Raw genomic sequence first — 13,044 nt, forward strand, 5'->3', positions numbered from 1 at the left:
CGCAGCACCCTTTTTCGTATCGATGACTTACCAGACGTAAGTCAGCAGATTATGTGAATCCGGCACCATGAAATCGACGGACATCATCACGCTCAGCGAGGTGATAGCGACAATCGAGAACACAAACAGCTTACGCGCCCAGACTTTGTCGTTTTCAGCCTTATAGCCACGCAGGGCCATGCCAAGCCACCAGACGCTGACCGCTGCCGCCACCACCAGGTATTTATACCCGGCATAACCGCCCAGCGAGAGCATCAGGGTCGCCACGGCGAAGGCGATGATATAAAGGGTGATGTGGTTTTTCGCCACAGAGATCCCTTTAACCACCGGCAGCACCGGAATATTGGCGGCCTGATAATCCTTAAAGCGGAAGATAGCAATCGCATAGGAGTGCGGCATCTGCCACAGGCTGAAAATCGCAAGCAGGATCAACGCGCCGGTATCGAACTCGTTGGTCACCGCGCAGTAACCGATAACCGGCGGCGCGGCGCCCGACAGCGAGCCAATCAGCGTGCCATAGACCGAGTGGCGTTTCATGTAGAGGCTATAAACCCCGACGTACACCACAAAGCCCATGACCGCCAGCCACATCGCCAGCGGGTTCGCGCCGAACCAGAGCAGCATAAAGCCAGCAATACCCAGCAAGGTGGCGTACACCAGCGACATTTTCGGCGAAATCAGTCCCTTCACCAGCACACGGTTTTTCGTGCGCTCCATTTTGCGGTCAATATCACGGTCGATGTAGTTGTTGAACACACAACCGGACGCCACGACCAGCGACACCCCCACGAGGGTGAAAAGGAACAGGGGATAGTCGATGCTGCCTTTGGAAGCCAGCAGGAATCCCCCGATAACCGATATCAGGTTGCCGAAGATGATGCCTGGTTTCGTTACTTGCAGGTATTGCTTAATCATACTCGCCGCTCTTAGTGAACCATCATGTTGTAATTCAGGTTCCACATAATCCAGATAGAGCCTACCACTACTATCGCGATAATCAGCAACGTAAAGACAAAGGCTACCAGGTTCCAGCGCTCCTCAGAGGAGGCGTTCATGTGCAGGAAGCACACCAGGTGAACCAGAATCTGTACGACTGCGGTTGCCACGACCACACCCAGCAGGGTGCCGTGAGACGCGGAGCCGTTCATGACCATCCAGAACGGGATTACTGTCAGAATGACCGACAGGATAAACCCGATCAGGTACGTCTTGACGCCACCGTGGTGGGCGCCGTTGTGATCGGTTGAATGACTCATTACATCGCCCCCATCAGATAGACTACAGAGAACACACAGATCCACACGACATCCAGGAAGTGCCAGAACATGCTCAGGCACATCAGACGCGCGCGGTTATTGTGGGTCAGACCGCGGCGGGAGACGTGAATCATCATCACCACCATCCAGATAAGACCAGAGGTCACGTGGATACCGTGGGTGCCGACCAGGGTAAAGAACGCGGACAGGAAGCCGCTCTTATCCGGGCCGAAGCCTTCGGCGATCAGATGATGGAATTCATAGATTTCCATCGCCACGAACCCTGCGCCAAACAGGAAGGTCAGGGCGAGCCAGGACATCACCTGGCTCTGTTTGTTGTTGTTCATGGCGATCATCGCCATGCCATACGTGATGGAGGAGAACAACAGCAGGAAAGTTTCAACCAGCACAAACGGCAGTTCGAAAATGTCTTTCCCGGTCGGGCCCCCCGCCGTGCCGTTCACGAGAACGGCATAGGTGGCAAACAGACATGCAAAGAGAATGCAGTCGCTCATCAGGTAGATCCAGAAGCCAAAGACCTTATTGGCTCCTGCATCGTGGTGCCCATGCTCATGGCTGCCATGGGCAAGTTCGTGATTAATGCTCTCAGTTGACATTTTTCAGCCCTGCTTTGGTGATTTCTTCGAAGTGCTGGTTTTCCAGTTTCTCAACGGTGGCTACCGGTACGTAGTAATCCACGTCTTCATCGAAGCTCTTCGCAATCCAGGTAATAACGATACCCGCGAAGCCCACGATAGCCAGCCACCAGATGTGCCAGATCATCGCGAAGCCAAAGATGGTGCTGAACGCGCCAATGAAAATGCCTGCTGCGCTGTTCTTTGGCATATGAATTTCTTCATAGTGCGCCGGCTGCTTGTAAGCTTCACCTTTGTCTTTCATTTCCCAGAACGCGTCGCGCTCGTGGATTTCAGGCACTACTGCGAAGTTATAGAACGGCGGCGGAGAAGAGGTTGCCCACTCCAGCGTACGGCCGCCCCACGGGTCGCCAGTCAGGTCACGGTTCAGGTGACGGTCACGGATACTCACGTAGATCTGCAGGATGATGCACAGGATACCGCACGCGATCAGCAGCGCACCGATTTCCGCGACAATCATCAGCGGCTGGAACATCGGGTCGATGTTCTGGCTCACACGACGCGTCATACCCATGAAGCCCATGGCGTACAGCGGCATAAAGGTTACGAAGAAGCCGATGATCCAGAACCAGAACGCACGGATGCCCCAGGTTTCGTTCATCTTGTAGCCAAAGGCTTTCGGCCACCAGTAGCTCATCCCTGCGAAGCAACCAAATACCACGCCGCCGATGATGACGTTATGGAAGTGCGCAATCAGGAACAGGCTGTTGTGCAGTACGAAGTCTGCGCCCGGTACCGCCAGCAGAACGCCGGTCATACCACCGATGGAGAAGGTGATGATGAAGCCGATGGTCCACAGCATAGAGGAGTGGAACTGAATGCGGCCCTGATACATGGTAAACAGCCAGTTGAAGATCTTCACCCCGGTCGGGATGGCGATAATCATCGTGGTGATACCAAAGAAGGCGTTAACGTTCGCGCCACTACCCATGGTGAAGAAGTGGTGCAGCCACACGATGAACGACAGCACGGTAATCGCGATGGTCGCCCAAACGAGGGAGGTATAACCAAACAGACGTTTCTTCGAGAAGGTGGAGGTGATTTCAGAGAACACACCAAACACCGGCAGAACCAGGATGTACACTTCCGGATGGCCCCAGGCCCAGATCAGGTTCACGTACATCATCATGTTGCCACCCATATCGTTGGTAAAGAAATGGGTGCCCAGATAGCGGTCCAGGGTCAGCAACGCGATAGTGACGGTCAGGATCGGGAAGGAGACGATAATCAGGACGTTAGTACAAAGCGACGCCCAGGTGAATACCGGCATTTTGAACATGGTCATGCCCGGCGCACGCATCTTCAGGATGGTCACGAAGAAGTTGATACCGGTCAGTGTCGTACCAATACCGGAGAGCTGGAGACTCCAGATCCAGTAGTCCACCCCGACGCCCGGACTGTACTCAATACCCGAGAGCGGCGGATAAGCCACCCAACCGGTCTGAGCAAATTCGCCCACGCCCAGAGAGACGTTCACAAGAATTACCCCGACAACGGTGAACCAGAAGCTCAGGTTGTTCAGGAAGGGGAATGCCACGTCGCGCGCGCCGATCTGCAGCGGAACCACCAGGTTCATCAGACCGATAACGAACGGCATCGCCACGAAGAAGATCATGATAACGCCATGGGCGGTAAAGATCTGATCGTAGTGATGCGGCGGCAAGAACCCGGCTTCGCCGGAGGCCGCCAGCAATTGCTGGGTACGCATCATGATGGCGTCCGCGAAGCCGCGAACCAGCATCACGATAGCCACGAGGATATACATTACCCCCAGACGTTTGTGGTCCACAGACGTGAGCCACTCGTTCCACAGATAAGACCACTTACCGAAGTAAGTGATAGCTGCAACTAGCGCCAGACCCCCGACGATAATGGCAGCCACCGTAACCATGATAATTGGCTCATGGTACGGGATTGCATCCAGTGTAAGTTTTCCGAACATCGTATTATTCCTCGGCCCCTTAGTGAGAGGTTTCCGCGTGATTCATGTCCATGCCTTCCATGCCTTCGTGGGCGTTATGCTCCCCTTCAGACTGAGTCATATCCATGCTCTTCCCAGGTCCCATGAATTTGTTAATGACATCTTTAAACAAATCCGGTTTTACGCTGGAGAAGTATTCGACTTTGTTGTATTCGCTCGGGGCCGCCAGCTTGTCGTAGGTCGCCATATCGTTAATGGTTTTGCCAGACTGCTTCGCTTTGGCCACCCACTGGTTGAAGGTCTCGTTATCCGGCGTGGCGATTGCCTTGAACTTCATGCCGGAGAAACCTGCACCACTGTAGTTAGCAGAAATACCGTCGTAGGTGCCGGCTTCGTTCGCAATCAGGTGCAGTTTGGTCTGCATACCTGCCATTGCGTAGATCTGGCTACCCAGGCGCGGAATAAAGAAGGAGTTCATCACCGAGTTGGAGGTGATTTTGAATTCCACAGGCGTGTTCGCCGGGAACGCGATTTCATTGACCGTTGCGATACCCTGCTCCGGATAAATGAAGAACCACTTCCAGTCCATTGCGATAACTTCGATGGTCACCGGCTTCGCATCGTGATCCAGCGGACGGCTGGGTTCGAGCGAGTGCGTGGTTTTCCATGTCAGTACTGCAAGGAAAATGATGATAAGGATCGGGATGGTCCAGACAACAGCTTCAACTTTATTGGAGTGTGACCAGTTGGGGCTGTATTTTGCGTCCTTATTGGTTGCCCGATATTTCCAGGCGAAGCCAATAGCCATCAAGATGGCTGGAATCACGACAATCAACATCAGCCCGAGGGCGGTCAGTATCAGTGAACGTTGCTCCAGTCCAATCTGTCCTTTGGGGTTGAGAAGCGCAGCATCGCAGCCACTGAGTAAAACAGTGCCTGCGAATAATGACAGCAGTCCCAAACTTTTATTGTATTTCCTGAGTCTCATTTAACGACCTCAATTCAGGGGGATCTGGTGGCGGTTAAAGTGTGCCGGGCATTTTACGGGAAGGTTACATTACTGTAAACACGAATGGCGCACTGTCTGCGGGGTGTAACCGGGTTCTGTCGCTACCGTCACAGCCAATGCAACAAAATGTAAAATGTAAGCCATGACAGCCACATGGCAAGGGTTATAACAAAATCCTATGTAAAGTAAGGTCAAGACGGGAATTGAGTATATCGGGGAGAAAATAACATACAATAAATTAACAAGGCGGTTTCAAATGAGAAACAATAACGGCGCGGAAATAATTATTCCCGGTGCTGAATCGTTAAAAATAATGTCGCACAGAATGATAAACGAAATTATTTAAAGTCTCTGCTACCAAATTTCGATAAATATATCTAAGCAAATCAGATGCTATTTTATTGACCAGTAAATTGGAACACTTTCTTCGTTGTGCTTTTTTTCTGGCGATAAAAGCAACAAAAAAACAACAATTATTCAGGGTAAAGGATTGATACACATGGAAACAGCAACGCCGCTCGTCGGCATCGATCTGGGGACATCCAACAGCGCGGTGGCCTGGTTTAATGAAGGGCAGGCCACATTGATTGCCGATGGTCAGAAGCGCGTCCTCACGCCGTCGGTGGTCGGGCTGGATGACGACGGCCATTTGATTGTGGGCGAGGCGGCGAAAGCGCGGCTGGTGAGCCATCCGGCACTCACTCATGCGAGCTTCAAGCGCTACATGGGCACCGATAAAATCTTTGCGCTCGGCGAACACCGCTTTCGCGCCGAAGAGCTGTCTGCCTTAGTGCTTCGCAAGCTGAAAGCCGATGCGGAAGTGGCGCTTGGCTCTCCAGTTACCCGCGCGGTGATCACCGTGCCGGCCTGGTTTAACGATATCCAGCGTAAAGCGGTGAAAGCCGCCGGGCATCTGGCCGGGCTTACGGTTGAGCGGCTGGTGAATGAACCTACGGCGGCCTCGCTCGCCTACGGCCTTGCCGATAACCGCGAGCAAAAGTTTCTGGTTTTCGATCTGGGCGGCGGCACGTTTGACGTTTCCATCGTCGATATGTTTGAAGGCGTGATTGAAGTGCGCGCCAGTAGCGGCGACGCCAGGCTTGGCGGCGATGACTTTACCGACATCATCCGCCAGTGGATGCTCTCGCGTTATCCGCACTACCAGCCGTCCGGCGCGCAGGCAGAGGCGCAACTGGTGGAGGCGGCAGAAAGCCTCAAGCGGCAACTGACGCACCAGGCGCAGGCGACCGCCACGCTCAGCGCCGGTGGCGAGGAGATGACGTGGACGCTCGACAACGAGACTTTAACGGAGATCTGCCAGCCGCTGCTGGCGCGCCTCAAACAGCCGGTCATCCAGGCGCTGCGCGACGCCCGCTTTGATATCAGCGATCTGGACGATGTGATTCTGGTGGGCGGCGCCACGCGCATGCCGGTGGTGCGCCAGCTGGCCGCGCGTATGTTTGGCCGCTTCCCGCGCGCCGAACTCAACCCGGATGAAGTCGTCGCGCTCGGCGCGGGCATCCAGGCCGGGCTTGCCAGCCTTGACGCCGCGCTCGATGACATCGTGCTTACCGACGTCATGCCATACTCTCTTGGTATCGAAACGGCGCGCCGCAACGGCGAACGCTATGACAGCGGGTATTTTCTCCCCATTATTGAGCGCAACAGCTTTGTGCCGGTCAGCATGTTCCGCTCGATTTCCACTGTTTACGATAACCAGCGCCAGCTTGAGATCGCCGTGTTTCAGGGCGAAGCGCGCCGCGTCGCGGAAAATATTCTGCTCGATAAATTCACGCTTGATATTCCCCCGCGCCCGGCGGGCGAGGTAACGGTGGACGTGCGCTTTACCTATACCCTCGACGGCATTCTGGAAGTGGAGTGCAAAGTGGACGGCCAGGAGAGCGCGGCGTCGCTGGTGATTGAACGCGCCCCTGGCAGCCTTAGCCCGGAAGAGATCAAACAGCGTCTGGCACAGCTCGACGCCCTGAAAATTCACCCGCGTGACCGCACGGAGAACCGGCAACTGCTGGCGCAGGCGAGCCTGCGTTATGAGCAAACGCTCGGCGAAAGACGCCATCTTATCGATCACTACAGCGCGCAATTCGAGCAGGCGCTGGAGAGCCAGGATCTGCGTGAGATCGCGCTCGCGCGCCAGGCGCTGGAGCAGATCCTCGCGCAATTTGACGACGGATTACGCTAATGGACGCCTGGACGCTTCTTGGCCTTGAGCCAACAAAAGATAAAGGCGCGCTGCGCCGCGCGTGGGCAAAAATCGTTAAGCAACACCGCCCGGATCAGGATCCGCAAAAGTATCAGCAGTTACGCGAAGCCTATGAGGCGGCGCAGCGCTATCAGGAGTATGACGAGGAAGAAGAGGATGAAGAGGGTGATGATGAAGGCGTCATTACCTACCGCTTTACGCCGCAGACTTTGTTGACGCCGCAGGACGAGCCTCTGCCGCAGGCTGAAACCGTGACGCTGGCTGACTGGGATGCACAAACGCTTAACGAGCAGGCGCAGGCGCTCGCCACCTCGATTGTGGCTGACGAGATGGCGGGCTGTCAGCAATTAGAGACGTTTCTCGCAACCGGGCTGCCGGATGCGCTGGCGGCACGCCGTTATTTCAGCGAGCGGCTTGCCGATGCGCTCTCACAGGAGGAGTGGCTGACGCGCGGCATGCTGGAGCATGTGGGCAGAATTATGGGCTGGGAGCTGGATCACTACCGCAGCACGGCGCTGCCTGACGTGCTGGTTTGGGCGCTTGAAGCGCGTATCGCCACGACGGAAGAAGAGTACCGGATGGTCGTGGAGCGCGGCCAGCATCAGGCGAACTGGCTGTCGAAAGCCCGCTGGCGGTTGATCAGCGAACCGCAGGCGCCGCTGCCCTGGTGGGGGCGTTTCTGGCCCGGTTTTCTGGATGAGGCACGCCAGCGCGCGCGCGCGATGTGCAGCGAGCATCCGGGGATGTGGCAGCGTCTGAATCCGGTCATGATTGAGCTTTTATCTGCGCCTGGCTGGGCGCTGCCACTCTATACCTTTATGGCTGTGCTCTTCTGGGGCAGCGTGCTGGGTTTCCTTGCGATCGACCCGCAGGTGACGGCGGTGGATGTCGGTATCGTCGGCGCGATAGTGGTGGTTTACCTGTTTGGCATACCTTATCTCTGGAACCGCTATCCGGAAGGCAGTCGTCAGCGGATCGGCATTCGTGTCGGGTACGTGCTGTTATCCGTCGCGCTACTTGCCCATCCGGTGGGAGAGCTTGCGCGATATACCGTCGGGTTTTACCACAAAAACCATGAAATCACGCCGCTGCTCTATGTGGTCGTCATTATCGTGGCGGTGCTGGTGGTGTGTTTAAGGCCGCGAATGCGGGTCTGGTGGCGCTGGCCCATTGATATTATCTCCGGGCCGTTGGGGTTTCCTGTAAACCTTATCAGTCAGCTTCCGTGGATAATCAACCTGTTGTTGATTCCGTTCGGCAGCAAAGTCTATAGCGCGATAATAAGCAACATGATTACCTTACTACGCTTAGGGCTGTGAACGCGCAGAGCCCTTGCGCAGCGCCAGGTAATCCAGCAGGCAGCCGAGCACGATACCGGCAAGCGCCAGCGCTATGCCCGCTTCAAGCAGCGTGACGCCGAAGGTCAACGCGCTCAGACCGAGCGCGTGACTGATGATAATCAGCAGCCAGACGCCTGCCAGCACGCAGCCGAGCAGCAGCAGACGCAACGCAAACCGGTAGCCAGCCGGGTAGGCCTGGCGGCGCAAAAACTTGCCAGTATCGCCCATATATTCCAGCGTTCCCTTGCACAACTGTAAAAGCAGAAGGCCCGGCACGGCCGCCGCGACCGAGAAAAGATAAAACGTCGGCCAGCCGTAGGCTTCCACAAACCAGCCCGCGACCGGGCCGACATAGACGCGGCCCACGGCCGAGAGCGCAGAGAGCAGGGCGAACTGTGTGGCGGAGAACGACTTATTACAGAGCGTCATCAGCAGCGCGACGAACGCCGCGGTGCCCATGCCGCCGCACAGGTTTTCAAAAAAGACCGCACCGGCCATGCTCAGCAGATGTTTATCCGTCACCGACAGCAGCCAGTAACCCGCGTTTGAAACCGCCTGCAAAATCCCGAAAATCATCAACGCGCGAAACAGTGAGAGCCGCTGCATCAGCGCACCGCCGAAAAGCGCGCCAATGATAGTGGCGAGCAGCCCCAGCGTCTTGTTCACCATCCCCACCTGACCGGCGTCAAAGCCGACGCCGCGAATTAAAAAGGTGGTGGTGAGGCTCATGGCGAACGCGTCGCCAAGTTTATAAAGCACAATCAGCAGCAGAATAAGCCAGGCGTTATTGCGCCCGAAGAAATCGCGCAGAGGCGCGACCACCGCCTGCTCCAGCGTGCGTGGGGCGGGGATCGCCTCGTCCGGTTCGGGCGCAAGCCAGGTGGCGATAATGCAGGGGATCAGCAGCGCGGCCATCAGCCAGTACGTGGCCTGCCAGCCAAGCCAGCGGTCCGCTATCCAGAGTGCAAGACCGCCGGAGACAAGCATCGCCAGCCGGTAGCCCAGCACACTAATCGCAGCGCCCGTTCCACGTTCGTCCGCGGGCAGCACGTCCGTTTTCCAGGCATCAAACACGATATCCTGCGATGCCGAGCAGAACGCAATCAGCACCGCCAGCGCCGCCATCCAGCGCAGATGCGTTGAGGGCTCTAAAAAGCCCATCGCGGCGATGGCGATCAGTAATAACAGCTGTGTGATAAACAGCCAGCCGCGGCGTCTGCCGAGAAACGGCGGCGTATAGCGGTCCATCACCGGCGACCAGAGAAATTTAAAGACGTAAGCCTGACCGACGAGGGAGAAAAAGCCGATGGTTTTGAGATCGATATTCTCGACCGTCATCCAGGCCTGGAGCGTGCCGGAGGTGAGCGCCAGCGGGAGTCCAGAAGCGAAGCCGAGGATCAGTAAAATGGCGGATTTCGGCTGCTGGAAAAGACGTAAGTAAGAACTGTGCATGGGCGGCCGTAAAAAAAGCGGCCCGGCGAACCGGGCCTTTAACAACAAGGATGATTAACGCGCGTTCTGTTTGATGAACTCGTGAATGCTGGTGTCCTGCGCCATATCGGCGATGGTGTCGCTCAGCACGGAGTTAACGGCGTCGGCGATGTTTTTGTTGCTCGCCTGGAAAGCGCCTTCAACAGAATAGCTGGCGCGGTAGTTTTTGGTCATCTTATTGCCGGTCTTCGCGGTGGCGATGATAGAGATATCCGCTTTGGTGGCGATGTTGTAGCGCACGTTACCCTGCGAGACGTCAGCATAGAGCTGGTTGACGATAATTTGCAGATCCACCGCGCCGCTTGGGCCAATCATATAACCGCGGGAGGTCATCTGTTTTTCCAGCACTTCCTGGAGCAGGAAACGCAGATCGCGAGAGGCGGTCAGCGTTACCAGCTGGTTGTCGCGGGTGACTTTCGCGAGCGCCTGATCCTGACGCTGGTCAGCGCCGTTGATGCTGACGGTCACGCCCATCAGGCTCGGGTCTTGCTGCGGCAGGGTGATTTTCGGGGAGACTTCAATCGTCGTCGGCGGTGTGGCACATCCGGCCAGCATAAAGAGGGCGACGAGCGGGAAGAGTACTTTTTTTAACATGTTCAGGCTCTCAACGGTCCATGGGCAATAAAGAAGAAAATTCCCGCCATCATAGCATCGCCATGCGCGAGGGGAAGAGGCCAGTCGACTGAAAATAACGCAATGTCTTTTTTATGACCGTCGCCTGGCTTCGCACCGTAACAGATTCCCGTAAAACGGCGCGACCGGGCGCACAGCCTGCCATAAAGCGAAGCGGCTGCAAAAGTTAAAATTGTGTTGTTTTTTGACAATGGAAACGGTAAAAGCGGCTAACCTTTAAAGTGATGGCTGCCATCGCAGCGTGGTCGAGGAGAGTTTTATGATGATACGCGAGCAGATCGAAGAAAAACTGAAAGCAGCGTTTGAGCCTGTCTTTCTGGATGTAGTGGATGAAAGCTATCGTCATAACGTACCGGCAGGCTCTGAAAGCCATTTTAAAGTCGTGCTGGTCAGCGATCGCTTTGTAGGCGAGCGTTTTCTGAATCGTCACCGCCTCATCTACGGCATCCTTAGCGAAGAGCTGGCCTCGACGGTGCATGCGCTGGCGCTGCATACTTACACGCTTAAAGAGTGGGAAGGGCTACAGGATACGGTCCTGCCTTCTCCGGCCTGTCGGGGAGCCGGCACGCTGGCCTGATCAATCACAGTTGCAACGTCGGGAGCTTTTCCAGTATGTTGCGCCAGCGGTAAGAAAACGAAACGGCCTGCGTGGCCGTTTTTGTTTTGCCTGAATTTTGCACGGTATGTGCATTTTTCAGTCGTAATTTTGCCGGGAAGTGTGAAAAGTGCCGCAATGCCTCGGCTGGCTTTTCTCGACTCCCCAAGGGGATGCCGCTATAATGCTGCGTCTTATTTTTCGGAATGTCTTCGGGACGATTCTGGCGACAGGGATAGTGTTTCTGCTAAAGAAGACGTCCCGGTTCTGCGAAGCGAATACCATAGGGCTTCCAGAGTTGACCGAGCACTGTGATTTTTTGAGGTAACAAGATGCAAGTTTCAGTTGAAACCACTCAGGGCCTTGGGCGCCGTGTAACGATTACTATCGCTGCTGACAGCATCGAGAACGCTGTAAAAAGCGAGCTGGTCAACGTGGCAAAGAAAGTGCGTATCGACGGCTTTCGCAAAGGCAAAGTACCGATGAATGTTGTTGCTCAGCGTTATGGCGCTTCCGTGCGTCAGGATGTGCTGGGCGATCTGATGAGCCGTCACTTCGTTGACGCCATCATCAAAGAAAAAATCAATCCGGCTGGCGCGCCGAACTACGTTCCGGGCGAATACAAACTGGGCGAAGACTTCACCTACGCGGTAGAGTTCGAAGTGTACCCGGAAGTTGAGCTGAAAGGCTTGGAATCTATCGAAGTGGAAAAACCGGTTGTTGAAGTGACCGACGCTGACGTAGACACCATGCTGGACACCCTGCGCAAGCAGCAGGCGACCTGGAAAGACAAAGACGGCGCTGCTGATGCAGAAGACCGTGTGACCATCGACTTCACCGGTTCTGTAGACGGCGAAGAGTTCGAAGGCGGCAAAGCGACCGACTTCGTACTGGCGATGGGCCAGGGCCGCATGATCCCGGGCTTTGAAGAAGGCATTAAAGGCCACAAAGCGGGCGAAGAGTTCACCATCGACGTGACCTTCCCGGAAGAGTACCACGCAGAAAACCTGAAAGGTAAAGCGGCGAAATTCGTCATCAATCTGAAGAAAGTTGAAGAGCGCGAACTGCCGGAACTGACCGAAGAGTTCATCAAACGTTTCGGCGTTGAAGATGGTTCTGTTGCTGGTCTGCGTGCTGAAGTGCGTAAAAACATGGAGCGCGAACTGAAAGGCGCCGTGCGTAACCGCATCAAGTCTCAGGCTATCGAAGGTCTGGTGAACGCGAATAACATCGACGTTCCGGCTGCGCTGATTGACGGCGAAATCGACGTGCTGCGCCGTCAGGCTGCACAGCGTTTCGGCGGTAACGAGAAACAGGCTCTGGAACTGCCGCGCGAACTGTTCGAAGAACAGGCTAAACGCCGCGTTGTTGTTGGCCTGCTGCTGGGCGAAGTGATTCGTACCCACGAGCTGAAAGCTGACGAAGATCGCGTGAAAGCGCTGATCGAAGAGATGGCTTCCGCTTACGAAGATCCGTCAGAAGTAATCGAGTTCTACAGCAAGAACAACGAGCTGATGGACAACATGCGCAACGTGGCGCTGGAAGAGCAGGCGGTTGAAGCGGTACTGGCGAAAGCCAAAGTGACCGAAAAACCGACCTCTTTCAACGAACTGATGAACCAGCAGGCGTAAGCCCTTTCATCGTTTCACGACGAGGCACATGGGGCCCGTCACCGCAGGGTGACGGGCTTTTTTGTCACTTTTCCTACCCAAAAATGGCGGGTCAGGCGTGTTTCGGTGTTAGCGTAACAGCAAAAGATTGTTATGCTTGAAACAGGGCATCATTATCCCCATTAATGAAACAGTAAAAAGTGAACGACTGGCTGATAATCCGTCCGTAAGGTGTTTACCGGCAGGAGCATAGTCATCCTGTACGGTCTCAAGTAGAATCAGTGCAGCAGGTTACTCAGAATATTTATCCAG

General features: G+C 55.4%; 11 protein-coding genes. 4 read left to right on the top strand and 7 right to left on the bottom strand.

Annotated features, from left to right (window positions below):
• Positions 1–27 precede the first annotated feature (27 nt).
• Genes cyoE through cyoA form a run of 5 tightly spaced genes read right to left on the bottom strand, consistent with a single transcriptional unit; the run spans position 28 to position 4,821 of the window.
• The gene (cyoE, locus tag ACUW6V_RS16305) at positions 28–915 is read right to left on the bottom strand and encodes a heme o synthase (RefSeq protein WP_007705361.1); all 888 of its coding nucleotides are present in this window, start codon (positions 913–915) and stop codon (positions 28–30) included.
• A gap of 11 nt (positions 916–926) precedes the next feature.
• Positions 927–1,256 carry a cytochrome o ubiquinol oxidase subunit IV gene (locus ACUW6V_RS16310; protein WP_004387740.1) on the bottom strand — a complete coding sequence of 110 codons (330 nt, stop codon included), beginning with the start codon at positions 1,254–1,256 and terminating at the stop codon, positions 927–929.
• Positions 1,256–1,873, bottom strand: coding sequence for a cytochrome o ubiquinol oxidase subunit III (locus ACUW6V_RS16315; RefSeq protein WP_004387739.1), 618 nt, complete (start codon positions 1,871–1,873; stop codon positions 1,256–1,258). The genes ACUW6V_RS16310 and ACUW6V_RS16315 overlap by 1 nt, the downstream gene beginning before the upstream one ends.
• On the bottom strand, positions 1,863–3,854 hold the full coding sequence (cyoB, locus tag ACUW6V_RS16320; RefSeq protein ID WP_004387738.1) for a cytochrome o ubiquinol oxidase subunit I: 1,992 nt from the start codon (positions 3,852–3,854) through the stop codon (positions 1,863–1,865). The genes ACUW6V_RS16315 and cyoB overlap by 11 nt, the downstream gene beginning before the upstream one ends.
• 19 nt (positions 3,855–3,873) lie before the next feature.
• The gene (cyoA, locus tag ACUW6V_RS16325; protein WP_004387737.1) at positions 3,874–4,821 is read right to left on the bottom strand and encodes a cytochrome o ubiquinol oxidase subunit II; all 948 of its coding nucleotides are present in this window, start codon (positions 4,819–4,821) and stop codon (positions 3,874–3,876) included.
• 520 nt (positions 4,822–5,341) lie between these two features.
• Between cyoA and ACUW6V_RS16330 the strand changes: the two genes are divergently transcribed.
• Together ACUW6V_RS16330 and ACUW6V_RS16335 are read left to right on the top strand one after the other, a co-directional pair.
• Positions 5,342–7,042 (top strand): Hsp70 family protein, encoded by a 1,701-nt coding sequence (locus ACUW6V_RS16330; protein WP_105605204.1) that lies wholly within the window; start codon positions 5,342–5,344, stop codon positions 7,040–7,042.
• Complete coding sequence (locus ACUW6V_RS16335; protein WP_012125492.1) at positions 7,042–8,382, top strand: J domain-containing protein; 1,341 nt, start codon at positions 7,042–7,044, stop codon at positions 8,380–8,382. Before ACUW6V_RS16330 ends, ACUW6V_RS16335 begins: the two co-directional genes overlap by 1 nt.
• Here the strand turns inward: ACUW6V_RS16335 and ampG are convergent.
• Together ampG and ACUW6V_RS16345 are read right to left on the bottom strand one after the other, a co-directional pair.
• Complete coding sequence (gene ampG / locus ACUW6V_RS16340; protein WP_454038623.1) at positions 8,371–9,855, bottom strand: muropeptide MFS transporter AmpG; 1,485 nt, start codon at positions 9,853–9,855, stop codon at positions 8,371–8,373. The genes ACUW6V_RS16335 and ampG overlap by 12 nt on opposite strands.
• A gap of 54 nt (positions 9,856–9,909) precedes the next feature.
• Positions 9,910–10,488, bottom strand: coding sequence for a lipoprotein (locus tag ACUW6V_RS16345; RefSeq protein ID WP_004387734.1), 579 nt, complete (start codon positions 10,486–10,488; stop codon positions 9,910–9,912).
• 298 nt (positions 10,489–10,786) lie between these two features.
• On the opposite strand from ACUW6V_RS16345, the gene bolA reads away from it, so the two are divergent.
• Both bolA and tig read left to right on the top strand, forming a co-directional pair.
• Complete coding sequence (bolA, locus tag ACUW6V_RS16350; protein ID WP_004387733.1) at positions 10,787–11,104, top strand: transcriptional regulator BolA; 318 nt, start codon at positions 10,787–10,789, stop codon at positions 11,102–11,104.
• 350 nt (positions 11,105–11,454) lie between these two features.
• Entirely contained in the window at positions 11,455–12,753 is a 1,299-nt protein-coding gene (gene tig / locus ACUW6V_RS16355; protein ID WP_004387731.1) for a trigger factor, read from the top strand.
• Positions 12,754–13,044 lie beyond the last annotated feature (291 nt).

Source organism: Cronobacter sp. 153480017-3 (genome assembly GCF_053627815.1).